This window comes from Enterobacter sp. DSM 30060, from assembly GCF_013375955.1.
Taxonomy (GTDB): Bacteria; Pseudomonadota; Gammaproteobacteria; order Enterobacterales; family Enterobacteriaceae; genus Enterobacter; species Enterobacter intestinihominis.
The window spans coordinates 286,455-312,986 of the sequence record NZ_CP056118.1 but is presented as its reverse complement, the minus strand read 5'-3'; the positions used below and the strand labels follow the sequence as shown (position 1 = coordinate 312,986).

At 53.6% G+C, this 26,532-nt stretch carries 25 protein-coding genes and 6 tRNA genes; 15 read left to right on the top strand and 16 right to left on the bottom strand.

Annotated elements, in window-relative coordinates; genetic code table 11:
* Positions 1-22 precede the first annotated feature (22 nt).
* From HWQ15_RS01415 to pdxK, 6 genes are all read left to right on the top strand, one after another.
* Positions 23-1,036: a sulfate ABC transporter substrate-binding protein gene (locus tag HWQ15_RS01415; RefSeq protein WP_022648952.1), complete on the top strand. Its 1,014-nt coding sequence runs from the start codon at positions 23-25 to the stop codon at positions 1,034-1,036.
* Positions 1,036-1,869: a sulfate/thiosulfate ABC transporter permease CysT gene (gene cysT, locus HWQ15_RS01410; protein ID WP_022648951.1), complete on the top strand. Its 834-nt coding sequence runs from the start codon at positions 1,036-1,038 to the stop codon at positions 1,867-1,869. The genes HWQ15_RS01415 and cysT overlap by 1 nt, the downstream gene beginning before the upstream one ends.
* Positions 1,869-2,744, top strand: coding sequence for a sulfate/thiosulfate ABC transporter permease CysW (gene cysW, locus HWQ15_RS01405; protein ID WP_063215880.1), 876 nt, complete (start codon positions 1,869-1,871; stop codon positions 2,742-2,744). Before cysT ends, cysW begins: the two co-directional genes overlap by 1 nt.
* Positions 2,734-3,828: a sulfate/thiosulfate ABC transporter ATP-binding protein CysA gene (cysA, locus tag HWQ15_RS01400; RefSeq protein ID WP_155019866.1), complete on the top strand. Its 1,095-nt coding sequence runs from the start codon at positions 2,734-2,736 to the stop codon at positions 3,826-3,828. The genes cysW and cysA overlap by 11 nt, the downstream gene beginning before the upstream one ends.
* A gap of 67 nt (positions 3,829-3,895) precedes the next feature.
* The gene (gene cysM, locus HWQ15_RS01395) at positions 3,896-4,807 is read left to right on the top strand and encodes a cysteine synthase CysM (protein WP_022648948.1); all 912 of its coding nucleotides are present in this window, start codon (positions 3,896-3,898) and stop codon (positions 4,805-4,807) included.
* A gap of 5 nt (positions 4,808-4,812) precedes the next feature.
* Positions 4,813-5,649: a pyridoxine/pyridoxal/pyridoxamine kinase gene (gene pdxK, locus HWQ15_RS01390; RefSeq protein WP_022648947.1), complete on the top strand. Its 837-nt coding sequence runs from the start codon at positions 4,813-4,815 to the stop codon at positions 5,647-5,649.
* 44 nt (positions 5,650-5,693) lie between these two features.
* Here pdxK and crr read toward each other — a convergent pair whose 3' ends face one another.
* The 5 genes from crr to cysZ form a co-directional block, all read right to left on the bottom strand.
* Positions 5,694-6,197 (bottom strand): PTS glucose transporter subunit IIA, encoded by a 504-nt coding sequence (gene crr / locus HWQ15_RS01385; protein WP_022648946.1) that lies wholly within the window; start codon positions 6,195-6,197, stop codon positions 5,694-5,696.
* A 43-nt stretch (positions 6,198-6,240) separates the two neighbouring features.
* On the bottom strand, positions 6,241-7,968 hold the full coding sequence (ptsI, locus tag HWQ15_RS01380) for a phosphoenolpyruvate-protein phosphotransferase PtsI (RefSeq protein WP_022648945.1): 1,728 nt from the start codon (positions 7,966-7,968) through the stop codon (positions 6,241-6,243).
* Positions 7,969-8,013: 45 nt separating this feature from the next.
* Positions 8,014-8,271 (bottom strand): phosphocarrier protein Hpr, encoded by a 258-nt coding sequence (gene ptsH, locus HWQ15_RS01375; RefSeq protein ID WP_000487600.1) that lies wholly within the window; start codon positions 8,269-8,271, stop codon positions 8,014-8,016.
* Between the two features lie 317 nt (positions 8,272-8,588).
* Complete coding sequence (gene cysK, locus HWQ15_RS01370; RefSeq protein ID WP_006811453.1) at positions 8,589-9,560, bottom strand: cysteine synthase A; 972 nt, start codon at positions 9,558-9,560, stop codon at positions 8,589-8,591.
* A 163-nt stretch (positions 9,561-9,723) separates the two neighbouring features.
* Positions 9,724-10,485 (bottom strand): sulfate transporter CysZ, encoded by a 762-nt coding sequence (cysZ, locus tag HWQ15_RS01365; protein ID WP_022648944.1) that lies wholly within the window; start codon positions 10,483-10,485, stop codon positions 9,724-9,726.
* Between the two features lie 229 nt (positions 10,486-10,714).
* On the opposite strand from cysZ, the gene zipA reads away from it, so the two are divergent.
* The 3 genes from zipA (at position 10,715) to HWQ15_RS01350 (ending at position 14,011) form a co-directional block, all read left to right on the top strand.
* Positions 10,715-11,710 (top strand): cell division protein ZipA, encoded by a 996-nt coding sequence (zipA, locus tag HWQ15_RS01360; RefSeq protein WP_022648943.1) that lies wholly within the window; start codon positions 10,715-10,717, stop codon positions 11,708-11,710.
* Between the two features lie 68 nt (positions 11,711-11,778).
* Positions 11,779-13,794: an NAD-dependent DNA ligase LigA gene (gene ligA / locus HWQ15_RS01355; protein ID WP_063215881.1), complete on the top strand. Its 2,016-nt coding sequence runs from the start codon at positions 11,779-11,781 to the stop codon at positions 13,792-13,794.
* A 1-nt stretch (position 13,795) separates the two neighbouring features.
* A complete protein-coding gene (locus HWQ15_RS01350) occupies positions 13,796-14,011 on the top strand; it encodes a DUF3820 family protein (RefSeq protein ID WP_003861328.1) in 216 nt (71 codons plus the stop codon).
* On the opposite strand, the gene HWQ15_RS01345 is transcribed toward HWQ15_RS01350, so the two are convergent.
* On the bottom strand, positions 14,008-15,003 hold the full coding sequence (locus tag HWQ15_RS01345) for a bile acid:sodium symporter family protein (RefSeq protein WP_022648941.1): 996 nt from the start codon (positions 15,001-15,003) through the stop codon (positions 14,008-14,010). The genes HWQ15_RS01350 and HWQ15_RS01345 overlap by 4 nt on opposite strands.
* 89 nt (positions 15,004-15,092) lie before the next feature.
* On the opposite strand from HWQ15_RS01345, the gene HWQ15_RS01340 reads away from it, so the two are divergent.
* Entirely contained in the window at positions 15,093-16,034 is a 942-nt protein-coding gene (locus HWQ15_RS01340) for a LysR family transcriptional regulator (protein ID WP_032676151.1), read from the top strand.
* Here HWQ15_RS01340 and HWQ15_RS01335 read toward each other — a convergent pair.
* The 5 genes from HWQ15_RS01335 to HWQ15_RS01315 all read right to left on the bottom strand — a co-directional run bounded on the left by HWQ15_RS01335 (position 16,025) and on the right by HWQ15_RS01315 (position 16,881).
* Complete coding sequence (locus HWQ15_RS01335) at positions 16,025-16,366, bottom strand: FlxA-like family protein (protein ID WP_022648939.1); 342 nt, start codon at positions 16,364-16,366, stop codon at positions 16,025-16,027. The genes HWQ15_RS01340 and HWQ15_RS01335 overlap by 10 nt on opposite strands.
* A gap of 137 nt (positions 16,367-16,503) precedes the next feature.
* Positions 16,504-16,579: transfer RNA gene (locus HWQ15_RS01330), tRNA-Lys, on the bottom strand.
* A gap of 4 nt (positions 16,580-16,583) precedes the next feature.
* Positions 16,584-16,659 (bottom strand) — tRNA-Val (locus HWQ15_RS01325).
* Between the two features lie 29 nt (positions 16,660-16,688).
* A tRNA-Val gene (locus HWQ15_RS01320) sits at positions 16,689-16,764 on the bottom strand.
* A 41-nt stretch (positions 16,765-16,805) separates the two neighbouring features.
* Positions 16,806-16,881: transfer RNA gene (locus HWQ15_RS01315), tRNA-Val, on the bottom strand.
* A gap of 258 nt (positions 16,882-17,139) precedes the next feature.
* Here HWQ15_RS01315 and gltX point away from each other — a divergent pair.
* Positions 17,140-18,555: a glutamate--tRNA ligase gene (gltX, locus tag HWQ15_RS01310; RefSeq protein WP_022648938.1), complete on the top strand. Its 1,416-nt coding sequence runs from the start codon at positions 17,140-17,142 to the stop codon at positions 18,553-18,555.
* A 51-nt stretch (positions 18,556-18,606) separates the two neighbouring features.
* Here the strand turns inward: gltX and HWQ15_RS01305 are convergent, their stop codons facing one another.
* The gene (locus HWQ15_RS01305; RefSeq protein WP_063149142.1) at positions 18,607-18,993 is read right to left on the bottom strand and encodes a YfeC-like transcriptional regulator; all 387 of its coding nucleotides are present in this window, start codon (positions 18,991-18,993) and stop codon (positions 18,607-18,609) included.
* Position 18,994: 1 nt separating this feature from the next.
* Positions 18,995-19,357 (bottom strand): YfeC-like transcriptional regulator, encoded by a 363-nt coding sequence (locus HWQ15_RS01300; protein WP_022648936.1) that lies wholly within the window; start codon positions 19,355-19,357, stop codon positions 18,995-18,997.
* Between the two features lie 217 nt (positions 19,358-19,574).
* On the opposite strand from HWQ15_RS01300, the gene HWQ15_RS01295 reads away from it, so the two are divergent.
* From HWQ15_RS01295 to HWQ15_RS01285, 3 genes are all read left to right on the top strand, one after another.
* Positions 19,575-19,650 (top strand) — tRNA-Ala (locus tag HWQ15_RS01295).
* Positions 19,651-19,691: 41 nt separating this feature from the next.
* A tRNA-Ala gene (locus HWQ15_RS01290) sits at positions 19,692-19,767 on the top strand.
* A 210-nt stretch (positions 19,768-19,977) separates the two neighbouring features.
* Entirely contained in the window at positions 19,978-22,167 is a 2,190-nt protein-coding gene (locus HWQ15_RS01285) for an EAL domain-containing protein (protein WP_063850307.1), read from the top strand.
* A gap of 45 nt (positions 22,168-22,212) precedes the next feature.
* Here the strand turns inward: HWQ15_RS01285 and nupC are convergent, their stop codons facing one another.
* Positions 22,213-23,400 carry a nucleoside permease NupC gene (nupC, locus tag HWQ15_RS01280; RefSeq protein WP_022648934.1) on the bottom strand — a complete coding sequence of 396 codons (1,188 nt, stop codon included), beginning with the start codon at positions 23,398-23,400 and terminating at the stop codon, positions 22,213-22,215.
* A gap of 345 nt (positions 23,401-23,745) precedes the next feature.
* Here nupC and HWQ15_RS01275 point away from each other — a divergent pair, with 345 nt between their 5' ends.
* Positions 23,746-24,984 carry an Nramp family divalent metal transporter gene (locus tag HWQ15_RS01275; protein ID WP_023300656.1) on the top strand — a complete coding sequence of 413 codons (1,239 nt, stop codon included), beginning with the start codon at positions 23,746-23,748 and terminating at the stop codon, positions 24,982-24,984.
* A 33-nt stretch (positions 24,985-25,017) separates the two neighbouring features.
* Here HWQ15_RS01275 and ypeC read toward each other — a convergent pair whose 3' ends face one another.
* Entirely contained in the window at positions 25,018-25,365 is a 348-nt protein-coding gene (gene ypeC, locus HWQ15_RS01270; protein ID WP_022648932.1) for a DUF2502 domain-containing protein YpeC, read from the bottom strand.
* A 126-nt stretch (positions 25,366-25,491) separates the two neighbouring features.
* The gene (mgrA, locus tag HWQ15_RS01265) at positions 25,492-26,490 is read right to left on the bottom strand and encodes an L-glyceraldehyde 3-phosphate reductase (protein ID WP_063149141.1); all 999 of its coding nucleotides are present in this window, start codon (positions 26,488-26,490) and stop codon (positions 25,492-25,494) included.
* Positions 26,491-26,532 lie beyond the last annotated feature (42 nt).

Below are 26,532 nucleotides of genomic sequence, written 5' to 3'. Positions count from 1 at the left end.
ATCACATTTATAAGGGTGCGCAATGGCCGTTACTGTACTGAAAAAAGGATCGCTGGCACTGGCAGGTTTACTGCTGGTGGCGCAGGCGCAGGCAACCGAGTTGCTGAACAGTTCTTATGATGTTTCGCGCGAGCTGTTTGCCGCCCTTAATCCCGCATTTGAACAGCAGTGGGCGAAAGAGAACAACGGCGACAAGCTGACCATCAAGCAGTCGCACGCTGGCTCATCTAAGCAGGCGCTGGCCATTTTGCAGGGGCTGAAAGCGGACGTGGTGACCTACAACCAGGTCACGGACGTGCAGATCCTGCACGACAAAGGCAAACTGATCCCGGCGAACTGGCAGAGTCGCCTGCCGAACAACAGTTCGCCATTTTACTCCACCATGGGCTTCCTGGTGCGCAAGGGCAACCCGAAGAACATCCACGACTGGAACGACCTGGTGCGTTCAGACGTAAAGCTGATCTTCCCGAATCCGAAAACCTCCGGCAACGCACGTTACACCTACCTGGCGGCGTGGGGCGCGGCGGACAAAGCTGACGGTAACGATAAAGCGAAAACCGAACAGTTTATGACCCAGTTCCTGAAAAACGTCGAGGTGTTTGATACCGGCGGTCGTGGCGCAACCACTACCTTCGCCGAGCGCGGGCTGGGCGACGTGCTGATCAGCTTTGAATCCGAAGTGAACAATATTCGTAAACAGTACGAAGCGCAGGGCTTCGAAGTGGTTATCCCGAAAACGAACATTCTGGCCGAGTTCCCGGTGGCGTGGGTGGATAAAAACGTTAAGGCTAACGGCACAGAAAAGGCGGCGAAAGCCTACCTGAACTATCTGTACAGCCCGCAGGCGCAGACCGTTATCACCGACTACTACTACCGTGTCAACAACCCGGACGTGATGAGCAAGCTGAAAGACAAATTCCCGCAGACCGAGCTGTTCCGCGTGGAAGATCATTTCGGCGCCTGGCCTGAGGTCATGAAAACGCATTTTGTCAGCGGCGGTGAGTTGGACAAACTGCTGGCAGCGGGGCGTAAGTAATGTTTGCAGTGTCCTCCAGACGTGTGCTGCCGGGCTTTACCTTAAGCCTCGGGACCAGCCTGCTGTTCGTCTGTCTGATTTTGTTATTACCGCTCAGCGCGCTGGTGATGCAGCTCGCTGAGATGAGCTGGTCCCAGTACTGGGAAGTGATTACTAACCCGCAGGTGGTGGCGGCCTACAAGGTCACCCTGCTGTCTGCGTTCGTGGCCTCGATTTTTAACGGCGTGTTTGGCCTGCTGATGGCGTGGATCTTAACTCGCTATCGCTTCCCGGGCCGCACCCTGCTCGACGCGCTGATGGATCTGCCGTTTGCCCTGCCGACGGCGGTTGCCGGTTTGACGCTGGCGTCGCTGTTTTCCGTGAACGGCTTTTACGGTGAGTGGCTGGCGAAGTTTGATATCAAAGTGACCTATACCTGGCTCGGTATCGCGGTGGCCATGGCCTTTACCAGCATCCCGTTTGTGGTACGTACCGTGCAGCCGGTGCTGGAAGAGTTAGGACCCGAATACGAAGAGGCCGCAGAAACGCTCGGCGCCACGCGCTGGCAGAGTTTTCGCAAGGTCGTGCTGCCGGAACTCTCTCCGGCGTTGCTGGCGGGTATCGCGCTCTCCTTTACCCGCAGCCTCGGTGAATTTGGCGCGGTCATTTTTATCGCCGGGAACATCGCGTGGAAAACCGAAGTAACCTCGCTGATGATTTTTGTCCGTTTGCAGGAGTTTGATTATCCGGCCGCGAGTGCGATTGCCTCGGTGATCCTTGCCGCGTCGCTGCTACTGCTGTTCTCGATTAACACTCTGCAAAGTCGCTTTGGTCGACGTGTGGTAGGTCACTGATGGCGGAAGTTAGGCAATTGAAGCGCTATGACGCGCCCCGCATCAACTGGGGCAAATGGTTTCTGATTGGTACCGGCGTGCTGGTCTCCGCATTCATTCTCGTCGTGCCGATGGTGTACATCTTCGTTCAGGCCTTCAGCAAAGGGATTATGCCCGCGCTGCAAAACCTGGCCGATCCGGACATGCTCCACGCCATCTGGCTGACGGTCATGATTGCCCTGATCACCGTCCCGGTGAATCTGGTGTTTGGCGTATTGCTGGCCTGGCTGGTAACGCGCTTTAACTTCCCGGGGCGTCAGCTGCTGCTGACCCTGCTGGATATCCCGTTTGCGGTGTCACCGGTGGTGGCGGGTCTGGTTTATCTGCTCTTCTACGGTTCCAATGGCCCGCTGGGCGGCTGGCTGGATGAACACGACCTGCAGATCATGTTCGCCTGGCCGGGGATGGTGCTGGTGACCGTCTTTGTCACCTGTCCGTTCGTGGTACGCGAGCTGGTGCCGGTGATGCTCAGCCAGGGCAGCCATGAAGATGAAGCCGCGGTGCTGCTCGGCGCTTCCGGCTGGCAGATGTTCCGCCGCGTCACGCTGCCGAATATCCGCTGGGCACTGCTTTACGGCGTGGTGCTGACCAACGCCCGTGCGATCGGTGAGTTTGGCGCGGTGTCGGTGGTATCCGGCTCGATTCGCGGCGAAACCCTGTCGCTGCCGTTACAGATTGAATTACTGGAACAGGACTACAACACCGTCGGTTCCTTTACTGCCGCAGCGTTGCTGACGCTGATGGCGATTTTGACCCTGTTTTTGAAGAGTGTGGTGCAGTGGCGTTTAGAGAATCAGGAAAAACGTCAGCATCAGGAGGGAAATCATGAGCATTGAGATTGCCAATATTAAGAAGTCTTTTGGTCGCACCCAGGTGCTGAATGATATCTCGCTGGATATCCCTTCCGGACAAATGGTGGCGCTGCTGGGGCCGTCTGGCTCCGGTAAAACCACGCTGCTGCGTATTATCGCCGGGCTTGAGCACCAGACCAGCGGACATATCCGCTTCCACGGTACGGACGTAAGCCGTTTGCATGCCCGCGACCGTAAAGTGGGTTTTGTATTCCAGCACTACGCCCTGTTCCGCCACCTGACGGTATTCGACAACATCGCGTTTGGTCTGACCGTACTGCCGCGTCGTGAGCGTCCGAATGCGGCCGCCATCAAAGCGAAAGTGACCAAACTGCTGGAGATGGTGCAGCTGGCTCATCTGGCGGACCGCTTCCCGGCACAGCTTTCTGGCGGGCAGAAACAGCGCGTGGCGCTGGCGCGTGCGTTAGCCGTGGAACCGCAAATCCTGCTGCTGGACGAACCGTTTGGCGCGCTGGATGCGCAGGTGCGTAAAGAGCTCCGCCGCTGGCTGCGTCAGCTTCATGAGGAACTCCAGTTCACCAGCGTTTTCGTGACCCACGATCAGGAAGAGGCGATGGAAGTAGCCGACCGCGTGGTGGTGATGAGTCAGGGCAACATTGAGCAGGTTGACGAGCCAGAGCAACTCTGGCGTGAACCGGCGACCCGCTTTGTGCTGGAGTTTATGGGGGAAGTAAACCGCCTTCAGGGTACTATTCGCGGCGGTCAGTTCCACGTTGGCGCGCACCGCTGGCCGCTGGGGTATACCTCCGCGCACCAGGGGCCGGTGGATCTGTTCCTGCGCCCGTGGGAAGTGGACGTCAGCCGCCGTACCAGCCTGGACTCACCGCTTCCGGTGCAGGTGCTGGAAGCTAGCCCTAAAGGTCACTACACCCAATTAGTGGTACAGCCCCTGGGCTGGTACACCGAGCCGCTGACCGTGGTTATGCGTGACGACGAGCCGCCGCACCGGGGGGAACGCCTGTTTGTGGGGCTGCAACACGCGCGCATTTATCACGGGAACGAGCGCATCGAGACGCGCGAGGATATTGCTCTGGCGGAGTCAGCCTGATAGGTTATTGAGTATGTTTTTCGCCCGGTGGCGTGATGCTTACCGGGCTTTTTATTGAGTAAAAAACGTGAATACACTCGAACACACCATCGGCAACACCCCTCTGGTCAAACTTCAGCGCATGGGGTGTGACAACGGCAGCGAAATCTGGGTCAAACTTGAAGGCAATAACCCGGCGGGGTCGGTGAAAGACCGGGCGGCGCTGTCGATGATTGTTCAGGCCGAAAAGCGCGGCGAGATAAAGCCCGGCGACGTGCTGATCGAAGCCACCAGCGGTAACACCGGTATCGCACTGGCGATGATAGCCGCCCTGAAAGGCTATCGTATGAAGCTGCTGATGCCGGATAACATGAGCCAGGAGCGCCGTGCCGCCATGCGTGCCTACGGGGCCGAGCTGATTCTGGTGAGCAAAGAGCAGGGTATGGAAGGGGCGCGAGATTTAGCGTTAGCGATGGCGGAGCGCGGGGAAGGCAAGCTGCTCGACCAGTTTAATAACCCGGACAACCCGTACGCGCACTACACCACCACCGGCCCGGAAATCTGGCAGCAAACCGGCGGGCGCATCACCCACTTTGTCTCCAGCATGGGGACCACGGGCACGATCACCGGTGTGTCACGTTTTCTGCGCGAGCAGGAGCAGCCGGTGACGATTGTCGGCCTCCAGCCGGAAGAGGGAAGCAGTATTCCGGGCATTCGCCGCTGGCCCGCGGAGTATATGCCGGGCATCTTTAATGCGCAGCTTGTGGACCAGGTGCTGGATATTCATCAGCGCGAGGCGGAAAATACCATGCGTGAGCTGGCCGTGCGTGAAGGCATCTTCTGCGGCGTCAGTTCGGGTGGCGCGGTAGCGGGGGCGATTCGGGTGGCTAAGGCAAACCCAGGTGCAGTAGTGGTAGCGATTATTTGCGATCGCGGCGATCGCTACCTGTCGACCGGCGTCTTTGGTGAAGAGAGTTATTCGCAGGGGGCGGGGATTTAAGCGTCATGGAGATGATTTTATTCCGGGATAACACCCGGGCGCAGCAAACCGATATTGTCGCCGTTCAGTCGCAGGTGGTGTACGGCAGTGTGGGAAACAGCATCGCGGTGCCAAATATTCGCACCCATCGACTGAACGTTACCGCCGTGCCGACGGTGCTGTTCAGCAATACGCCGCACTACGACACCTTCTACGGCGGGGTGATCCCGGACGAGTGGTTCAGCGGCTACCTGAAGGCGCTGGAAGAGCGCGAGATCCTGCGCGAGCTAAAAGCGGTCACTACCGGCTATATGGGCAGCGCCAGCCAGATCGTGCTGCTGGCGCAGTGGCTGAAGGCGATCAAAGTTCAACATCCCGATCTGCTGGTGCTGGTCGACCCGGTAATCGGAGACATCGACAGCGGGATGTACGTGAAGCCGGATATTCCTGAAGCCTACCGTGAGCACCTGCTCCCGCTGGCCCAGGGCATTACGCCCAACGTGTTTGAGCTGGAAGTGCTGAGCGGCAAACCGTGCCGTACGCCGGAGAGCGCCATTGCCGCCGCGCAGGGACTGCTGTCTGACACGCTTAAATGGGTGGCGATCACCAGCGCGCCAGTGGCTGACGATCCGCAAAATATCCACGTCGTGCTGGTGAGCGAGGAGGGCGTTACCGTAAGCGCACACCCGCGCGTTGAGACGGACCTGAAAGGGACGGGGGATCTGTTCTGTTCGGAGCTGGTGAGCGGTATCGTCGGCGGTAAAACCGTGGCCGACGCCATTCGCATGGCGGGCGACAGGGTGACTGACGTGATGATCTATACGCAGTCGAAAGGCTACGACGAGCTTATTCTGCCTGCATAAACAAAAATGGCGCCCGAAGGCGCCATTTTACCGTGCGGCAAGAATTACTTCTTGATGCGGATAACCGGGGTTTCACCCACGGTAACGCTGCCAGACAGTTTGATCAGCTCTTTGATTTCGTCCATGTTGGAGATAACAACCGGAGTCAGGGTAGACTTCGCTTTTTCTTCCAGCAGTGGCAGATCGAATTCAATTACAGGGTCGCCAACTTTAACACGCTGGCCTTCTTCCGCGATACGTTTGAAGCCTTCGCCTTTCAGTTCAACGGTGTCGATACCGAAGTGAACGAACAGTTCGATACCGCTATCGGATTCGATAGAGAACGCATGGTTGGTTTCAAAAATCTTACCAATGGTACCGTCAACTGGAGCAACCATTTTGTTGCCAGTTGGTTTGATAGCAATGCCATCACCAACAATTTTCTCAGCAAACACTACATCCGGCACGTCTTCGATATTGACGATCTCGCCGGAGAGCGGAGCAACAATCTCAATAGTTCCGGAGTCGCTATTGCTTTTGTCACCGAACAGTTTACTAAATAAACCCATTAGACTTATCTCCTAAGCAGTAATTTGGGCCGCATCTCGTGGATTAGCAGATTGTTTTTTCTTCAATGAACTTGTTAACCAGCGTCATTAACTCGTCCGTTGTCGGTTGAGCAAGAGCCTGCTCTGCTAATACCTTCGCATCTTCGAAGTTCGTGTTACGGATAATCTTCTTGATGCGCGGGATGGAAATGGCGCTCATAGAGAATTCGTCCAGACCCATACCCAGCAACAGAAGTGTAGCACGTTCGTCGCCTGCAAGCTCACCACACATGCCAGTCCATTTACCTTCTGCATGAGAAGCATCAATAACTTGCTTGATCAAATTCAGTACAGACGGCGACATTGGCTGGTAGAGATGTGAAATCATATCATTACCACGGTCAACTGCCAGGGTGTACTGCGTTAAATCATTGGTACCGATACTAAAGAAATCAACTTCTTTGGCTAAATGACGTGCAATGGTCGCGGCTGCCGGTGTTTCCACCATCACGCCGATCTCGATTGACTCGTCAAATGCTTTACCTTCGTCACGCAGTTCCTGCTTGTAGATTTCAATCTCTTTCTTCAGTGCACGCACTTCTTCAACAGAGATGATCATCGGGAACATGATGCGCAGCTTACCGAAAGCGGATGCACGCAGGATAGCGCGAACCTGGTCACGCAGGATCTCTTTGCGATCCATGGCGATACGTACGGCACGCCAGCCCAGGAACGGGTTCTCTTCTTTCGGGAAGTTCATGTACGGCAGCTCTTTGTCGCCACCGATATCCATGGTGCGGACGATAACGGCCTGCGAGCCGCACGCTTCCGCAACCGCTTTGTACGCTGCAAACTGCTCTTCTTCCGTTGGCAGGGCGTCGCGGTCCATGAACAGGAATTCAGTACGATACAGACCTACACCTTCCGCACCGTTGCGCTCAGCGCCGTCAACGTCACGTACGGTACCGATGTTAGCGCACACTTCAACCTGATGGCCGTCCAGCGTGATGGCTGGCAGATCTTTCAGTTTAGCGAGTTCCGCTTTCTCGGTAGCAACCTGCTCCTGAACGGAACGCAGCTGCTCGATCACATCGTTAGTTGGGTTGACGTAAACCACGTTGTTTACGGCATCCAGAATCAGATAGTCGTCGTTTTTCACCTGCGAGGTGACGCTACCGGTACCCACGATGGCTGGCAGCTCCAGAGAACGCGCCATGATAGAGGTGTGGGAGGTACGTCCACCTGCATCAGTAATGAAACCCAGCACCTTGTTCAGGTTCAGCTGTGCGGTTTCAGACGGGGTCAGGTCAGCGGCAACCAGGATGACTTCGTCCTGAATCGCGCTCAGATCGATGATGGCCAGACCCAGGATGTTGCGCAGCAGGCGCTTACCGATGTCACGTACGTCAGCCGCACGCTCTTTCAGGTATTCATCGTCCAGTTCTTCCAGGGCAGTTGCCTGACCTTCGATAACTTCATGCGCAGCCGCGTCGGCCGTCATGCCTTTATCTTTAATCAGGGCTATGATTTCCTGCTCCAGCTCCTCATCTTCGAGCAGCATAATGTGCCCTTCGAAGATGGCTTCTTTTTCTTCACCGAAAGTTTCGCCAGCTTTAGTTTTAATCGCTTCCAGTTGCGCAGATGCCTTGGCACGACCGCTCAGAAAACGTTCAACTTCCTGATCAACCTTGTCGGCAGAAATTTTTTTCCGGTCAATGACGATTTCGTCTTCTTTCAGCAGCAATGCTTTGCCGAAAGCGATACCCGGGGATGCTAAAATGCCTGAAATCATAACCCTACCTTACTTGTGACTGATATTGAAAAGAACCCGGTAAACTTACTCGAGTTCAGCCATCAGCTTAACCAGATGCTCAACTGCTTTCTGCTCGTCTTCACCTTCAGCGGAGATGGTAACAACGGTACCCTGAGTCAGACCCAGAGTTTGCAGCTTGAACAGGCTTTTTGCGCTAGCGCTTTTGCCGTTGGAAGTCACAGTGATTTCAGAAGTGAAGCCTTTCGCTTCTTTAACAAACTGAGCAGCAGGGCGGGTGTGCAGACCGTTCGGAGCGGTAATGGTAACTTCTTGCTGGAACATTGTATTTCCCCAACTTATAGGTTTAGTGTTGTGGAACTAAAGTCTAGCCTGGCGACTTAACTTTAGCCTGTATAGTTAGCGCTGACGTTTCAATCGTCATTAAACATTATGCAGTGAAAGCAAGACTTGAACCAAATCATAAAATCGATTCAGCAGCGCTATTTCGTTCACCGATTAATTTCGCGCATCAAAATAATTGCTGGTTTAAATACCAGACCCAACGGGGTGAAGCAATGCCAGGAGGGGTAAAACTTTGAAGCAGGCCACAAAAAAGCACCTGAAAAGGTGCTTTTTTACGCGTTTTTAACATACTGGCATCACTGTTGCAGTTCTTTCTCTGTGAACAGATCGGCAAACAGTGCTGTGCTTAAGTAACGCTCACCCGAAGACGGTAGGATAACCACAATATTCTTGTTGGTAAAGGTTTCGTCTTCCAGCAGTTTGAGAGCTGCAGCAACCGCCGCACCGGAAGAGATACCCGCCAGAATGCCTTCCTCGTCCATCAGGCGACGCGCCGTGGAGATGGCTTCTTCATTGGTGATGGCGACCACTTTATCGATCAGCTTCAGATCGAGGTTGCCTGGAATAAAGCCAGCGCCGATACCCTGGATTTTGTGCGGACCTGGTTTGATCTCTTCGCCTGCCAGCGCCTGAGCGATAACCGGAGAGTCGGTTGGCTCAACGGCAACGGTAATCAGATCTTTTTTACCTTTCGTGCCTTTAATATAGCGAGACACCCCGGTCAGCGTACCGCCGGTGCCTACGCCGGAGATAAACACATCAACCTGACCGTCGGTATCTTCCCAGATTTCCGGGCCGGTGGTTTTCTCATGAATTTCCGGGTTGGCCGGGTTGCTGAACTGCTGGAGCAGCAGATACTTTGCAGGATCGCTGGCGACGATTTCTTCGGCCTTCTGAATCGCGCCCTTCATGCCTTTCGCGCCTTCCGTGAGGACCAGATTCGCACCCAACGCTTTCAGCAGCTTACGGCGCTCAATACTCATGGTTTCAGGCATAGTCAGCGTCAGCTTATAGCCGCGCGCCGCCGCAACATAGGCCAGGGCGATACCGGTATTGCCGCTGGTGGGTTCAACCAGCTCAACGCCAGGTTTCAGCACGCCACGCTTTTCAGCATCCCAAATCATATTCGCACCGATACGGCATTTAACGCTGAAGCTTGGGTTACGAGATTCCACCTTCGCCAGAATGCGTCCATTACCGATACGGTTCAGTCGAACCAGGGGCGTATGACCGATAGTCAGCGAGTTGTCTTCATAAATCTTACTCATGGCCTGTCCTTAACTGTATGAAATTGGGATACCGACCCAGCATACCTGTTGAACAGGTATGGGGAAGTAAGGAAATCGCATATCTATATGCTGCAAGGAAATAATGGGGATCAGTATGGAATAAGGGGCGGCATAAGCCACCCCTCTTTTACACATTTTTGCATTACTTCCATAACGCGTGCTTAGCACGGTAGCAGTCCACCCACATCGCCGTCGCGCCGCAAACGGCAACGGGCATGATGAACAGATTCAGGAAAGGGATCATGGTGAACAGGCTGGTAAGGGCACCAAACTGCATATTGGCAACCTTCTGAGTGCGCAGGGCAGTGCGCATCTCTTTAAACGGCACTTTGTGGTTATCGAACGGATAATCACAGTACTGGATAGCAAGCATCCAGGCGCTGAACAGGAACCACAGCACGGGTGCGACCGTCTGGCCGATCCCGGGTACAAAATAAAGGATGAGCAGCACAATCGCCCGCGGCAGGTACCACGCAAACTTCTGCCATTCGCGCTTCATGATGCGGGGGACATCTTTCACGATCCCCAGTACGCCCGTGTCAGGCGGCGCCGCACCGGTCAGGCGCGCTTCCAGCTGTTCGGCCAGCAGACCGTTGAACGGCGCGGCTATCCAGTTAGCTATCGTCGAAAAGAAATAGCCGAAAACCAGCAGCACGGAGATAACCGCAATCGGCCAGAGCAGGTAGTCCAACCACTGTAACCAGTCCGGCACATAGCTCATCAGGGAAGGGATCCAGCTTTCCAGCCTGGTGAACAGCCACCAGAACGCGCCCCCCATCAGAATAATGTTGATCAGTAACGGCAAAACAACGAAGCGTCGAATGCCCGGCAGGGAGACCAGTTTCCAGCCCTGAGAAAAGTACCAGACCCCGCTACGTGGGGCAGAAGAAGATGTTGAAACCATACCAGGCTGTACTCCTTTTTACACAACCAGTGGAATTGCCCGCCTATATTATCCAGTTACGGGCCAATGACCAGTTCGGAAATGTTCGAAAAACCAGCAAAAAGCACGATTTAGTTCATCTTTATGCTGTGAATGCTCTGCATACACTTGCACTTGACGTAAACGGCAAATACTCTTAGTGAGTAAATGTTTGCCGTGGTGGCAAGGTGTTAGAACAACAGAGAATATAATGATGCAGGATTTGCGTCTGATATTAATCATTGTTGGCGCGATCGCCATAATCGCTTTACTGGTACATGGTTTCTGGACCAGCCGTAAAGAGCGTTCCTCTATGTTTCGCGATCGTCCACTGAAGCGCATGAAGTCCAGTCGCGAAGACGATGACGTTGAAGACGACATCGACGGTCTTGACGACGACGGCGTGGGTGAAGTTCGTGTTCATCGGGTCAATACTGCGCCCGGCGCAGCGCATGGAGAGCATGAAGCTCCCCGCGCTCCGCAGCACCAGTATCAACCACCGTATGCCTCTGCCCAGCCGCGCCAGCCAGCGCCGCCGCCAGTGGAAGAACCTGTTCGTCATCCGTCGCAGCAGCCTGTGCAACAGCAGCCCGTTGCGCCACAGCCTGTACAGCAGCAACCTGTGCAACAGCCTGCACAGCCAGTGCATCAGCCACAGCCAGTGCAACAGCCGCAGCCGGTAGAACAACCGCAGCCTGAATCTGCACCGCCTGCGCCACAGCCCGCTCCGCGCGTTGAGCCAGAGCCTGTTGTTGAGCCAGAACCGGTTGTTGAAAAGCCGCAGCGTAAAGAAGCGGTAATCATCATGAATGTGGCTGCTCATCATGGCACCCATCTGAACGGTGACGTGCTGCTCAACAGCATCCAACAGGCAGGCTTCAAGTTCGGCGACATGAATATTTTCCATCGCCACCTGAGTCCTGACGGCAGCGGTCCGGCGCTGTTCAGCCTGGCCAATATGGTCAATCCAGGCACGTTTGACCCGGAAATGACCGGTGATTTCGTCACGCCTGGGGTTACGATCTTTATGCAGGTGCCGTCCTACGGTGACGAGCTGCAAAACTTTAAGCTGATGCTACAGTCCGCTCAGCACATCGCCGACGAAGTGGGCGGTGTGGTGCTCGACGATCAGCGTCGTATGATGACGCCGCAGAAACTGCGCGAATATCAGGACCGCATCCGCGAAGTTAAGGAAGCTAACGCGTAATCGTCGCGTTTACTTCAACTCCTCCTCAACCCCCGCCTGTCGGGGGTTTTTCTCATTGATGGTGCGATATGGACTCAATCGAACAACAACTTACTGAACTGCGAACCACGCTTCGCCATCATGAATATCTCTATCATGTTATGGACGCACCGGAAGTGCCGGATGCGGAATATGACCGCCTGATGCGTGAACTGCGCGAGCTGGAAGCGCAGCACCCCGAACTGATTACGCCCGATTCCCCAACGCAGCGCGTCGGCGCGGAACCGCTGGGTGCTTTCAGCCAGGTGCGCCACGAAGTGCCGATGCTGTCGCTGGATAACGTGTTTGATGAAGAGAGTTTTCTGGCTTTCAACAAGCGCGTGCAGGATCGCCTGAAGAGCGTCGACAATCTGAGCTGGTGCTGCGAGCTAAAACTGGATGGTCTGGCCGTCAGCATTCTTTATGAGAACGGCGTGATGGTACGTGCCGCAACGCGCGGCGACGGCACCACCGGGGAAGACATCACCACCAATGTGCGCACCATTCGTGCGATCCCGCTGAAGCTGCGTGGCGATAACATTCCTGCGCGGCTGGAAGTGCGCGGGGAAGTTTTCCTTCCGCAGGCGGGCTTTGAGAATATCAATGAAGAAGCGCGTCGTACCGGGGGTAAAGTGTTTGCAAACCCGCGTAACGCGGCGGCAGGTTCGCTGCGCCAGCTCGATCCGCGTATCACCGCGAAGCGACCGCTTACTTTCTTCTGCTACGGCGTCGGGATCCTGGAAGGCGGTGACCTGCCGGATACCCACCTGGGTCGTTTAATGCAGTTCAAAGAGTGGGGTTTGCCGGTAAGCAACCGCGTGCAGCTTTGCGACTCTCCAGAGGCGGTGCTGGCGTTCTATCACAAGGTTGAAGAAGATCGTCCCACGCTTGGGTTTGATATTGATGGCGTAGTGATCAAGGTTAACTCCCTGGCATTGCAGGAACAGTTGGGTTTTGTTGCCCGGGCGCCACGCTGGGCAGTGGCCTTTAAGTTCCCGGCGCAGGAGCAGATGACCTTCGTTCGCGACGTGGAATTTCAGGTAGGACGTACGGGTGCGATTACGCCTGTGGCGCGTCTGGAGCCTGTGCAGGTGGCTGGCGTGCTGGTCAGTAACGCTACGCTGCATAACGCCGATGAAATTGCCCGTCTGGGGCTGCGAATTGGTGACAAAGTGGTGATTCGCCGCGCGGGCGATGTGATCCCGCAGGTGGTTAACGTAGTGGAATCAGAACGTCCTGCCGATACCCGTGCCATCGAGTTTCCTGCCCATTGTCCGGTATGTGGTTCGGATGTTGAGCGCGTGGAAGGTGAAGCGGTAACGCGCTGTACGGGCGGGTTAATCTGCGGCGCGCAGCGTAAAGAGTCCCTGAAGCACTTTGTCTCCCGCCGGGCGATGGACGTCGACGGAATGGGTGACAAGATCATCGACCAGTTAGTTGAGAAAGAGTATGTCCATACGCCAGCGGACCTCTTTACCCTGACGGCAGGTAAGCTGACCGGTCTTGACCGTATGGGGCCGAAATCTGCCCAGAACGTGGTCAATGCGCTTGAGGCGGCCAAAAATACTACCTTTGCCCGTTTCCTTTACGCGCTCGGCATTCGTGAAGTCGGAGAGGCGACGGCGGCAGGGCTGGCGGCGTATTTCGGCACGCTGGAGGCTCTTGAGAAAGCCACCATCGACGAACTACAGAAAGTCCCTGACGTTGGTATAGTGGTCGCTACCCACGTCTTCAACTTCTTCGCCGAAGAGAGCAACCGTGAAGTGATCGGTAAATTACTGGAACAGGGCATTCACTGGCCCGCACCGGTAGTGGTTAATGCAGAAGAGATCGACAGCCCGTTTGCCGGTAAAACGGTGGTGCTGACCGGCAGTCTGAGCCAGCTCTCGCGTGATGACGCGAAAGCGCGCCTGGTGGCGCTTGGGGCAAAAGTGGCGGGAAGCGTGTCAAAGAAAACCGACCTGGTGATCGCCGGGGAAGCGGCCGGTTCGAAGCTGGCAAAAGCGCAGGAGCTCGGCATCGAGGTGATCGATGAAGCGGAAATGATGCGCCTTTTAGGAGAGTGATGTGGAAAAAGAGCAGCTCGTTGAGATCGCCAATACGGAGATGCCGTTCGGTAAATATAAGGGCCGCAGGCTGATTGATTTACCGGAAGAATATCTGCTGTGGTTTGCCCGTAAGGATGAGTTTCCTGCCGGGCGTCTTGGCGAGCTGATGGCTATCACATTACTGATCAAAACAGAGGGGCTGACCCAGCTGGTGCAGCCCCTGAAACGTCCTTAAACTTTCGCGGCGCGGGTCTCTTCCTGCGCCAGCTTTTCAGTCTGTGCCTTGTAACGCCGCGCCAGTACCGCACACACCATCAGCTGGATCTGATGGAAAATCATCAGCGGCAGTACCATCATCCCAATGACCGACGTCGGGAACAGAATATTGGCCATCGGGATCCCGTTGGCCAGGCTCTTTTTCGATCCACAGAATACGATGGTGATTTCATCGGCCTTATTGAAGCCGCATTTGCGGGCCACAAAGACGTTAACCGCGATCACAATTGTCAGCAGAACAATGCTTACCACCACAATAAACAGCAGCGATCCTGCGCCCACCCTGTGCCAGATGCCGTTCACCACGGCTTCGCTGAAGGCCGTGTAAACCACCAGCAGAATGGAGCTTTGGTCCGTTTTCCCGATCCATTTTTTGTGTTTCGCCACAAACGCCCCAATCCAGGGGCGGGATAAGTGTCCGAGCACAAACGGCAGTAGCAGTTGCAGACAAATTTTACCCACCTGCTCCAGATTACCTTCTGCACCATGCATGTTCATCAGCAGACCGACCAGCAGCGGTGAAACAAAGATCCCGAGCAGGCTGGAAGCCGAAGCAGAACATACCGCCGCCGCGACGTTGCCGCCCGCCAGCGAGGTAAAGGCAATAGCAGACTGCACGGTGGCCGGCAAAATGCACAGATAAAGGAAACCGGTATAGAGTGCCGGATCGACATTCACCGGCGCCCACCAGGCAAACAGCACGCCCAGAACAGGGAAGAGGATAAAGGTGCTGCACATTACCCAGAGGTGCAGTCGCCAGTGGCTACCGCCTGCAATAATGGCTTCCCGGGAGAGTTTGGCGCCATGCATAAAGAACAACAGGGCAATGGCTGCCGTGGTCAGCCCTTCAATGACCGGAACGAAACCGCCCCGCGCCGGGAAGAACGAGGCCAGCAAGACGACACCAATCAGGGTCAGCGTAAACGGATCAAGGATACGAAAAAGTTTCATAATCACTCCTGAAAACAGATGCCGCTATTGTGCTTTCTTCCCTTTGAGAAATAAAATTGATTTATTGCATCCATTCATGAATTAAACAGATGAATTATTCACTACGTCAGCTTCGTGTTTTCGTCACCGTCGCGCAGGCCCACAGCTTCAGTCGGGCAGGGGAGATGATTGGCCTCAGCCAGTCGGCGGTGAGCCATAGCGTGAAAGAGCTGGAAACTCAAACCGGCGTGAAACTGCTCGACCGCACTACGCGCGAAGTGGTGCTCACCGAAGCGGGACATCAGCTGGCAACGCGTCTGGAAAGGCTGCTGGATGAACTGAACAGTACGCTGAGGGACGTCGGACGGCTTGGACAACAGCTTTCCGGTACCGTGAGAGTGGCGGCGAGCCAGACGATTTCGGCGCATCTTATTCCCCAGTGCATCGCTGAAAGTAATCACCGCTATCCGGATATCGATTTTGTTTTGCACGACAGGCCGCAGCAGTGGGTACTGGAGAGTATTCGTCAGGGGGATGTGGATTTCGGGATTGTTATTGATCCCGGAGCGGTAAGCGACCTGGAATGTGAAGTGGTACTCTCGGAACCCTTTTTATTGCTCTGCCGCGATGATGATCCTCTGGCATCGCTGTCGCAGGTGGCCTGGCAAGCCTTACAGGGGGCAAACCTGGTGTTACAGGATTATGCATCAGGTAGCCGCCCGCTTATAGATGCCGCACTGGCCGCACAGGGCGTAAAGGCAACCATTGTGCAGGAGATTGGGCATCCTGCCACGCTCTTCCCCATGGTCGAAGCGGGGATTGGGATCAGCGTTCTGCCTGCGCTGGCGCTGCCACTGCCGCAGGGAAGTCGTTTAACGGTGAAGCGTTTCCTGCCCTGTATTGAACGCCAGCTGATGCTGGTACGCCGTAAAAACAGGTCTCTTTCCGGAGCGGCTCATGCCTGCTGGGATGTGGTGCGTATGCAGGCCAGGCGTCTGATGGAGGCCCGCACGCGCGATCCACTTTTTAACGAAACCAATGATCAGATATAGATATCAATCTGATGTTCTGCGGAGGGTTTATTGACGCCTTCCGCCACGGCCTGACCGCTTTCCTGTTTTGGCATCGCCTCTTCTGCCTGCTGACGCTGCAATTGCGCCAGCTGTGCCTGCAACATAGCCAGCTGAGATTCGAGCAATTCTTGCTGCTTTTGCTTTTCTTCCGCTGTGGCATCACCCATGGCGACTTCTTTAAGTTGCTGAGTGACTTTCGTTATCTGTTTGGTCAGACGGGTGATCTGGGAAGCAATGTCGTTTCCGCCGGAGCTGTTATCTACGCTGCCGATTTCCATCGCCGACAGAGAAACGGGCTTAAGAGTTGTCATATTGAGATCCTTTTCGCCATAAAATAGAGGTATCGGCAAAGAAGGCGTGAGCTTGAGTAAAACAAGCGGTTTGGCTGTAATGGGGATGTGCTATATCGCAGATAGCAAAAAAGCGCCTTTAGGGCGCTTTTTTACATTGGTGGGTCGTGCAGGATTCGAACCTGCGACCAATTGATTAAAAGTCAACTGCTCTACCAACTGAGCTAACGACCCGAAATGGTGGGCGATGACGGGCTCGAACCGCCGACCCCCTCCGTGTAAAGGAGATGCTCTACCAACTGAGCTAATCGCCCATTTCGGAACTGCTACGATAAGGTGAGAATGGTGGGCGATGACGGGCTCGAACCGCCGACCCCCTCCGTGTAAAGGAGATGCTCTACCAACTGAGCTAATCGCCCAATCTCAATTCTTATCTACACTGCGAGTCTACCGAAGTAGATGGTGGGTGATGACGGGCTCGAACCGCCGACCCCCTCCGTGTAAAGGAGATGCTCTACCAACTGAGCTAATCACCCCCGCTGTGTGGAGTCGCATTATAGGGAGAGTTGAAAATGAGTCAACGCATTTTCTAAAGTTTTTATTCGTTCGTCGTAAAATTAGTCAAAACGATCGCAAAACGGACTGTGGTGCATGATTTCTAAACAAAAACAGCAATCTCGAACCGGATAAAGTGATCGACATTGAGGAATCGGCCCACAGTGATAGAATATTGCCCATTGTTTTCTTCCCAGGATTTGCCGATTACCGGCATCTTTATAACGTAAGGCCATTTCATGAAAATCAAAACTCGCTTCGCGCCGAGCCCGACAGGCTATCTGCATGTCGGTGGTGCACGTACCGCTCTCTACTCCTGGCTTTTCGCACGCCACAACAAAGGTGAGTTTGTGCTGCGTATTGAAGACACCGACCTGGAGCGCTCAACGCCGGAAGCAATTGAAGCCATTATGGATGGGATGAACTGGCTGAATCTGGAGTGGGACGAAGGCCCATATTTCCAGACCAAACGTTTTGACCGCTATAACGCCGTAATTGACGAGATGCTGGTCGCAGGCACGGCCTATAAGTGCTACTGCTCAAGGGAGCGTCTGGATGCGCTGCGCGAAGAGCAAATGGCAAAAGGCGAAAAACCGCGTTATGACGGTCGTTGCCGTCATGACCACAGCGAGCATGCTGCTGATGAGCCTTGCGTAGTGCGTTTTGCTAACCCGCAGGATGGCTCTGTTATCTTTGATGACCAGATCCGTGGCCCGATCGAATTCAGCAACCAGGAGCTGGATGACCTCATCATTCGTCGTACTGACGGCTCGCCAACCTATAACTTCTGCGTGGTTGTGGACGACTGGGATATGGAAATCACTCACGTGATCCGTGGTGAAGACCATATCAATAACACCCCGCGTCAGATCAACATTCTTAAAGCGCTGAACGCGCCTGTACCGGTGTATGCGCACGTATCGATGATCAACGGTGACGACGGTAAAAAGCTGTCCAAACGTCATGGCGCGGTGAGCGTGATGCAGTACCGTGATGACGGCTATCTGCCGGAAGCGCTACTGAACTATCTGGTGCGTCTGGGCTGGGCTCATGGTGACCAGGAGATCTTCAGCCGCGAAGAGATGATCGAGCTTTTCTCTCTGAACTCGGTAAGCAAATCAGCCAGCGCGTTCAACACTGACAAACTGCTGTGGCTGAACCATCACTACATCAATACCATGCAGCCAGAGTATGTGGCGACTTATCTGCAATGGCATATTGAGCAGGCAAACATCGATACCCGTACGGGCCCTGAACTGGCGGATCTGGTGAAGCTGCTTGGCGAGCGTTGCAAAACGCTGAAAGAGATCGCCGAGAGCTGCCGCTACTTTTATGAAGAGTTTGACGCGTTCGACGCCGACGCGGCCAAGAAACACCTGCGTCCGGTTGCGCGTCAGCCGCTGGAAGTGGTGCGAGATAAACTCGAAGCCATTACCGAATGGACTGCAGAAAATGTTCACCACGCGATTCAGGCAACCGCTGATGAGTTGGAAATTGGCATGGGTAAAGTCGGTATGCCGCTGCGCGTTGCGGTGACGGGGGCAGGCCAGTCTCCGGCGCTGGACGTGACCGTTCATGCCATTGGCAAATCACGTAGCGTTGCGCGTATCAACAAGGCGCTGGGCTTTATTGCTGAGCGCGAAAGCCAGCAGTAATGCTCGTGAAATACAAATAACGGCAGGGTAACCTGCCGTTTTTTATGTCTGTTATTCAGCAATACCAAGACGCGTGAGAAAACCCTGCAAACCTTCGCGAGCGAGCAGCTTGTGCAAACGTTCCTGTTCGACAGTTGTCATGTTTTCCAGCGAGTCGATAATTTGTGGAAGCAGGCTGGATGAGGTCGCCACGCCATAGAGTGAAGGGCTTTCTGCCACATGGTAAACAGCCCGACAGTTACGAATGGCGGGAAGGCTAATGATGTGCTCCTTAACGTGCGCATCAATACATATCACCCTCGCTCTTCCGCCTTTTACACCGTTGATACCCTCCGTTTTCCATCCTTTCTGTCGTATCCAGCGATTAACGGTTTGTCGGGCGACGCCCAGACTGTCCGCCAGCTCTTCCGTGGTCATTTTGCTGCGTAATCTTTTCATATTAGCGTTGGTCGCGAATCCCTAAGCGTTGTAACAATCCGGTAATCCCTTCCCGCAGTAACAGAGATGTCATCTGCTTTTGCTCATCCGGCGTCATTTCATTCGCCAGCGTCAGGAGCAGGGCGTGAAGCGAGCCTTCGTGGTACGCCTTTTCTGGCATTTCCGGCGACTCTGTTACCCTGCGTGCGCTGCGAATAAAGTCGCGCACTTTTTCATTGACGTGTACCAGACGCGCCTTGCCGCCCTGAACGCCTGGTTTTGGCGATGTAATCCAACCCTCTTTGCGTACCCATTTATTGATGGTCTGTCGGCTATAGCCAGTCAGCAGGGCTAACTCTTCTGGCGTCATTCGTTCCTTGATCATACAATTTCCTGAATATCTGTGGGGTTAATTAGTGGTTCATTTTATAGCACCGTTTTACGTGAAAACGTGACAAGCTTAACTCCTGGCTGCGAGCAGACTCGCAAAGTGATTCATTTGCATGATTTTTCGGCGGTTGAAAGGCTGAGGTTGAATTTGCCGTTGACACTGTGCGGCGGAATTCATATTATGCCGCCCGTCAACATGACAGCTTTACGATGGGGCTATAGCTCAGCTGGGAGAGCGCCTGCATGGCATGCAGGAGGTCAGCGGTTCGATCCCGCTTAGCTCCACCAAACTCTGAACCCAACAGAGTACGGTAGGTAAAGTAACATGTGGGGCTATAGCTCAGCTGGGAGAGCGCTTGCATGGCATGCAAGAGGTCAGCGGTTCGATCCCGCTTAGCTCCACCAAAATTTAAACCCTCGTCGTCAGACGGGGGTTTTTTATATCTTGTAAAATATTTAGACTGTTTTTGTTGCAATTAACGTCGTTTTCTATACCTCACCTCAATCCAAATCAATAATTAAGTCCATAAATAGACCTAAACTTGATTCGTCCAATTAATAAACCTATTATCGATCCGGTCAATAAGACGATGGTTAAATAGATTACCCGGATTAATGAATAGAAAAATTTACAATAATGTAAAAATATTTATGATTGCCCTGGCGCTAAGCCTGATTGCGATCCCCTTTTCCCGTTATATCTCTCCGCGCGCTATCGTTAACGAAAATGATGTTTATTTAGCGTGGCTGCCCTTAAGCGCCATGCTCGCCATCGTGTTGTTATTTGGACGATGGGCAATCATTCCTTTGTTGCTAAGTTTTAGTGTTACTAATGCTTATTACTTTGATTTAGCCCCGCTACAATCTATCGTTTTATTATGTTGTCAGACGTTTTCCGTCTTCGCCGCCTGTGGCGTTATCCGTTTGATGCTGGGCAAGCGCTGGCGCCACAGCATGCCGAATAAGTACATTGGTATACGTATTTTATGGCTCGGATTTATGGTGCCTGTGGGCATCAAATTATCGATGTATCTGGCGGGGTATTTATTTGATTTCCCGGTAACAATCTCCTCCTATTTCGGCGAAGGCTCTGCAATTTATAACGTTATCGATATTCAGAGTCTGATTTGCGCCGCCCTGATTTTCACCATGATGTTCTATTATCCATTAAGAATGATTATTAATCCTCGCTATGCCCGAACATTCTGGCGGCGAAGCGTGAAGCCCCTCTTTTGCAACAAAAAAGCGTTATTTATCGTTGTGTGGCTGATGCTGTTGGTCTCAATGATCGCTATTTTATGCGCGCCTTTTGAGTCGCAGTTTATTGCGGGTTATTTGATGCCGACCGTTTTCATTCTTTTTACCCTGGGTATTGGTCGTTTGAGCTATGCGCTCATCTCTTTATTCTGGGCAGCCTCAGCGTTCATGTTGTTGACCTATAATTATAATTTTCTCAATGGCGTTGAATCGGGCCACTCGCTCTCCTTTATTCTGTCGGTACTCATCTCTTTCGCTATCTGCCTGCTTTACATGTCGCAGATCTATCAGAAAAGTGAATGGCTGAAACAGGGGTGGCAGGAGAGGGCGCTTACCGATCCGCTCACCGGTCTGCCTAACATTCGTGCGCTGGAAGTTTTTCTACAGCATCATCCTGAGGCCAAAGTCTGCTGCTTGCGTCTGGATAATCTGGAATTCCTGAGCCGTCACTACGGCATCCTCATGCGTGTGCACTGTAAAAAGATGATCACCGCGTCGCTGCAGCCGTTATTGCAAAAAGACGAGAAGCTCTTCCAGTTACCAGGCAGTGAACTGATGTTGGTCTTGCTGGGACCGGGCACGGCTGAACGTCTGCAATTTATGGTTGACCATCTGAACAGCCGTAAAATTATCTGGAACAAGACTGAGCTCGACATTGAGTTTGGTGCCTCCTGGGGGGAAGTGCCAAATGGAGAAAGCGTGCATCACACGCTGGGTCAGTTGAGCTGGCTGTCCGAGCAGTCCTGTTCCGGGCATAACGTCCTTGCGTTAACCAACAGTCTGGATGATGTTTCTGGTCATACGACTGACAGGGTGCTAATGCTGGCCCGTATAAAACGCGCCCTTGATATCGGTGGTCTCCATCTTTACGCGCAGCCAATTCACAACGCGCGCGGAGAAGGGTACTTTGAAATCCTTTCGCGTCTTGAAAGTGATGGTGAGATCATCACCCCTGACCGCTTTATTCCGCTGATTGCTCAGTTCAACCTGAGCCACCGATTCGACCTGAACGTGGTGGAAAAATTGCTGATGTGGATGCGCAGTCATCCATCCGGACGGGCCGGAACGCGGTTCTCCGTTAATCTGATGCCGCTGACGCTGATGCAGAACGAGATTGCAGCTGAGATCATCGCGCTTTTTGAACGCTACGCCGTTGCACCGCAAGATATCGTCATTGAGATCACCGAGGAACAGGCTTTCTCTGACTCGGGAAGCAGCATCAACAATATCCAGCAGCTGCGGGATTATGGCTTCCGCATTGCTATCGATGACTTTGGTACCGGCTATGCCAACTTTGAGCGCCTGAAGCGACTGGAGGCCGATATCATTAAGATCGATGGCTGCTTCGTGAAAGATATCTGCACCGACAGCATGGATGCGATGATCGTGCAGTCCATTTGCAACATGGCAAAAACGAAATCGCTTTGTGTGGTGGCTGAATATGTGGAATCGGCTGAACAACGCGAGATGTTGCTGCGATACGGCGTTGATTATTTGCAGGGCTATTTGATTGGTAAACCACTGCCCCTGACGGCGCTGGAGACATAAAAAAACCGGGAGCGATGGCTCCCGGTTTTCATTGAGCGGTATGGATTACAGCACCAATGCTGCGATAGAGGCAGACAGGACGCTCACCAGCGTTGAACCGTAAACCAGCTTCAGGCCAAAGCGAGAAACGACGTTACCTTGCTCTTCGTTCAGGCCTTTAATCGCACCAGCGATAATACCGATGGAAGAGAAGTTCGCGAAGGAGACCAGGAAGACGGACAGGATCCCTTCCGCACGCGGGGAGAGCGTGCTGGCAATCTTCTGAAGATCCATCATCGCCACGAATTCATTGGATACCAGTTTCGTTGCCATGATACTGCCCACCTGCAACGCTTCGTGAGCGGGCACACCCATTACCCAGGCGACCGGGTAGAAGATATAGCCCAGAATACCCTGGAACGAAATACCAAGTACGGCCGCAAACAGGGCGTTCAGCGCAGCGATCAGTGCGATAAAGCCAATCAGCATCGCGGCAACGATAATCGCAACCTTGAAACCCGCCAGAATGTATTCACCCAGCATTTCGAAGAAGCTCTGTCCCTCGTGCAGGTTTGACATCTGAATGTTCTCTTCGCTGGCATCCACGCGGTACGGGTTAATCAGCGAAAGAACAATAAAGGTGCTGAACATATTCAGAACCAGCGCTGCAACCACGTATTTAGGTTCCAGCATAGTCATATACGCGCCCACGATAGACATGGAAACGGTAGACATTGCTGTCGCCGCCATGGTGTACATGCGGTTACGGGACATCTTGCCGAGGATATCTTTATACGCAATGAAGTTCTCAGACTGACCCAGGATCAGCGAGCTGACTGCATTAAAGGATTCCAGCTTGCCCATGCCATTAACTTTCGATAACAGGAAGCCGATTGCACGGATAACCACCGGCAGAACACGAATGTGCTGGAGGATCCCGATCAGGGCAGAGATGAAGACGATAGGGCAGAGCACTTTCAGGAAGAAGAAGGCCAAACCCTGATCGTTCATGTTGCCAAAGACAAAGTTAGTCCCGTCGTTGGCAAATCCGAGCAGTTTTTCGAACATTTCGGAGAAGCCTTTCACGAAGCCGAGGCCTACGTTGGAGTTCAGGAAGAACCACGCAAGTAAAACTTCAATGACCAGCAGCTGGACAACATAGCGAATACGAATATTTTTGCGGTCAGTGCTGACCAGCAATGCGAGTGCAGTAACGACAACGAGTGCCAGGACAAAATGAAGGACGCGGTCCATATTTGCTCCAAATATGAGGCAGGTTTAATTTCCGTGCACATTCTATGTAACAAGCACAAAGAAAACGAGATCAAGCCCACACTATAGTTACATCCTGTGACGAGTCTCAAAAATAGTGATCAACAATACATTTTTGTTATGTTAGGTAAATGAGTGAAAAGTTAAGTTTGTGTGCTACGCTTCACAAATGTCTGCGCATTTTCACATTCTGTGACCTTGCTCCACCTGCCTGTCTATTGTCCCTGGCTATCAGAGTAATCATGTTAACCATTACAAATGAACTTGATAATCATTCTCATTTTGATAGCATAAAACATAGCACAGGCTATATTTCCAGAGGCAGAAATGACGAATAGTCGCGTAGAGAGTAGCAGCGGCAGGGCGGCACGCAAGCTGCGGTTCGCATTAATGGGACCTGCATTCATTGCCGCGATTGGCTACATCGATCCGGGTAATTTTGCGACCAATATTCAGGCCGGGGCCAGTTTCGGCTATAAGCTGCTGTGGGTTGTGGTGTGGGCCAACCTGATGGCGATGCTGATTCAGATGCTTTCCGCGAAGCTGGGTATTGCCACCGGGAAAAACCTGGCGGAGCAAATCCGCGATCACTATCCGCGTCCGGCGGTATGGTTTTACTGGGTCCAGGCGGAAATTATCGCCATGGCCACCGATCTCGCCGAGTTTATCGGGGCGGCGATCGGCTTTAAGCTTATTCTGGGCGTCTCCCTGCTACAGGGCGCCGTGCTGACCGGTATCGCCACGTTCCTTATTTTGATGCTCCAGAGGCGGGGACAAAAACCGCTGGAGAAAGTCATCGGCGGCCTGCTGCTGTTCGTCGCTGCCGCCTATATTGTTGAGCTGATTTTCTCCCAGCCGAATCTGGTGCAGTTGACGAAAGGGATGGTGATCCCGTCGTTACCCACCTCTGAAGCCGTATTTCTGGCCGCCGGGGTGCTGGGGGCGACCATTATGCCGCACGTAATTTATCTGCACTCTTCTTTAACCCAAAATCTGCACGGCGGGACGAGTAAAGAGCGCTACTCCGCCTCGAAATGGGATGTGGCAATTGCGATGACCATTGCCGGATTTGTGAATCTGGCGATGATGGCGACTGCCGCCGCCGCGTTTCACTTTAACGGGCATACCGGGGTTGCCGATCTCGACCAGGCGTACCTGACGCTGGAGCCGTTGCTGAGCCATGCCGCTGCCACTATTTTTGGTTTAAGCCTGGTTGCTGCGGGACTTTCCTCTACGGTTGTGGGGACACTGGCCGGGCAGGTGGTGATGCAGGGGTTCGTACGTTTCCATATTCCACTGTGGGTTCGCCGTTCGGTAACGATGCTGCCTTCCTTTATTGTAATTCTGATGGGGCTGGATCCGACCCGCATTCTGGTGATGAGTCAGGTGCTGCTGAGTTTCGGTATTGCGCTGGCGCTGGTGCCGCTACTGATATTCACCAGCAACAAATCGCTGATGGGCGATCTGGTGAATTCGACGTGGGTGAAACGCGCCGGGTGGGCCATTGTGGTCGTGGTGGTGGCGTTAAACATGTGGTTGCTGATAGGCACAGCCGCAGGCCTGTAAAAGAAAAAGGAGCCGTGAGGCTCCTTTTAGCTGTTAATGGTGATGGCCGTGACCATGGCCTCTGCCTTTTCCGTGACCCCTGCCGCCACGGCGGTCGTCACGATCGTTCCAGCCTTCGCGGTAGCCGCGCTCGTAAGCCTTACGCTTATCCCAGCCACGGTGATAGCCGTTATCGTGTTTCCACCAGCGGTTTTTACGCCACTCATAATGTCGGTGCCAGTAGTCACGGTCGCGCCAGTAGCCACCGTCCCAGTATCTGCCGTAGTCATCACGATCGCCAATTTGTAATTTAATCGATGGCAACAGGGTGATTTCGCCCGCATTGGCGACCAGCGGGGCCGAAGCCAGTAGTACCGCTGCAAGAATCAGTGACCTGAACATACTCTTCTCCTTCACGATCGGGGCCGCTGTGCGACCTGTTAACGCAATTTTACGAGTTGGTAAACATTCGTTTCATCGCCTCAACTCCTAAATCATGAACGAGAGCACTTTTTGCTAAAAGTGTTTTTAATCTGAACTGGACAGGATCGCTTCTATCGTCTTCAGCTCTTCTGCGGAGAAATGACGATTTTCAAGCATGCCTGCAGCATCTTCAATTTGTCCGGTTTTGCTTGCGCCGATGAGCACGGATGTCACCGCATCGTGGCGCAGGATCCAGGCCAGTGCCATTTGCGAAAGCTTTTGCCCCCGTTTTTCCGCCAGCGCATTCAGCTTGCGTACCTTTTCCAGCTTTTTGTCGGTGATCTGGTCCGGATTAAGGAACTTACTGCCGCTTGCTGCGCGAGAATCCGCCGGGATGCCGTTCAGATAGCGATCGGTCAACTGTCCGCCCGCCAGGGGAGAGAAGGGGATACATCCCACCCCTTTTTGCTGCAACACGTCCAGCAACCCCTCTTCAGGCGCACGTTCAAACATGGAGTACTTCGGCTGGTGGATTAGACAGGGCGTGCCCAGATCCTCCAGTATTTCAATCGCCTGCCGCGCCAGTTCTGCCGGGTAGTTGGACAGGCCGATGTACAGCGCTTTGCCCTGGCGCACCACATGGTCAAGCGCTTTCATCGTTTCACGTAGCGGCGTTTGTGGATCGGGGCGGTGGTGATAGAAGATATCAACGTACTCCAGCCCCATACGCCTGAGGCTCTGGTCCAGGCTGGAAATCAGATATTTACGCGAGCCCCAGTCGCCGTAAGGCCCGTCCCACATGGTGTAGCCCGCTTTGGTGGAGATGATTAGCTCATCGCGCCAGGTCAGGAAATCCTCCTGCAGGATGCGCCCGAAGTTGCGTTCGGCTGAACCAGGAGGTGGGCCGTAATTATTAGCAAGGTCAAAATGTGTAATACCCAAATCGAAGGCGCGCTGTAAAAGTTGACGGCTGTTTTCGAGCAGCGTCGCGTCGCCAAAATTATGCCAAAGCCCCAGCGAGATGGCGGGAAGCTTGAGGCCGCTTTGTCCACAGCGGCGATATTGCATTGTCTGGTAACGATTTTTGTCAGGTTGATAACCCATGAGCGAGACCTCTGGCGCTGGAAAGAAAAATCAGTGTATGCG

Coding starts and splice junctions, on each gene's coding strand:
- HWQ15_RS01415 (WP_022648952.1), top strand. CDS start 23: ATGGCCGTTACTGTACTGAAAAAAGGATCGCTGGCACTGGCAGGTTTA.
- cysT (WP_022648951.1), top strand. CDS start 1,036: ATGTTTGCAGTGTCCTCCAGACGTGTGCTGCCGGGCTTTACCTTAAGC.
- cysW (WP_063215880.1), top strand. CDS start 1,869: ATGGCGGAAGTTAGGCAATTGAAGCGCTATGACGCGCCCCGCATCAAC.
- cysA (WP_155019866.1), top strand. CDS start 2,734: ATGAGCATTGAGATTGCCAATATTAAGAAGTCTTTTGGTCGCACCCAG.
- pdxK (WP_022648947.1), top strand. CDS start 4,813: ATGGAGATGATTTTATTCCGGGATAACACCCGGGCGCAGCAAACCGAT.
- crr (WP_022648946.1), bottom strand. CDS start 6,197: ATGGGTTTATTTAGTAAACTGTTCGGTGACAAAAGCAATAGCGACTCC.
- ptsI (WP_022648945.1), bottom strand. CDS start 7,968: ATGATTTCAGGCATTTTAGCATCCCCGGGTATCGCTTTCGGCAAAGCA.
- ptsH (WP_000487600.1), bottom strand. CDS start 8,271: ATGTTCCAGCAAGAAGTTACCATTACCGCTCCGAACGGTCTGCACACC.
- cysK (WP_006811453.1), bottom strand. CDS start 9,560: ATGAGTAAGATTTATGAAGACAACTCGCTGACTATCGGTCATACGCCC.
- cysZ (WP_022648944.1), bottom strand. CDS start 10,485: ATGGTTTCAACATCTTCTTCTGCCCCACGTAGCGGGGTCTGGTACTTT.
- zipA (WP_022648943.1), top strand. CDS start 10,715: ATGATGCAGGATTTGCGTCTGATATTAATCATTGTTGGCGCGATCGCC.
- ligA (WP_063215881.1), top strand. CDS start 11,779: ATGGACTCAATCGAACAACAACTTACTGAACTGCGAACCACGCTTCGC.
- HWQ15_RS01345 (WP_022648941.1), bottom strand. CDS start 15,003: ATGAAACTTTTTCGTATCCTTGATCCGTTTACGCTGACCCTGATTGGT.
- HWQ15_RS01340 (WP_032676151.1), top strand. CDS start 15,093: ATGAATTATTCACTACGTCAGCTTCGTGTTTTCGTCACCGTCGCGCAG.
- HWQ15_RS01335 (WP_022648939.1), bottom strand. CDS start 16,366: ATGACAACTCTTAAGCCCGTTTCTCTGTCGGCGATGGAAATCGGCAGC.
- gltX (WP_022648938.1), top strand. CDS start 17,140: ATGAAAATCAAAACTCGCTTCGCGCCGAGCCCGACAGGCTATCTGCAT.
- HWQ15_RS01305 (WP_063149142.1), bottom strand. CDS start 18,993: ATGAAAAGATTACGCAGCAAAATGACCACGGAAGAGCTGGCGGACAGT.
- HWQ15_RS01300 (WP_022648936.1), bottom strand. CDS start 19,357: ATGATCAAGGAACGAATGACGCCAGAAGAGTTAGCCCTGCTGACTGGC.
- HWQ15_RS01285 (WP_063850307.1), top strand. CDS start 19,978: ATGAATAGAAAAATTTACAATAATGTAAAAATATTTATGATTGCCCTG.
- nupC (WP_022648934.1), bottom strand. CDS start 23,400: ATGGACCGCGTCCTTCATTTTGTCCTGGCACTCGTTGTCGTTACTGCA.
- HWQ15_RS01275 (WP_023300656.1), top strand. CDS start 23,746: ATGACGAATAGTCGCGTAGAGAGTAGCAGCGGCAGGGCGGCACGCAAG.
- ypeC (WP_022648932.1), bottom strand. CDS start 25,365: ATGTTCAGGTCACTGATTCTTGCAGCGGTACTACTGGCTTCGGCCCCG.
- mgrA (WP_063149141.1), bottom strand. CDS start 26,490: ATGGGTTATCAACCTGACAAAAATCGTTACCAGACAATGCAATATCGC.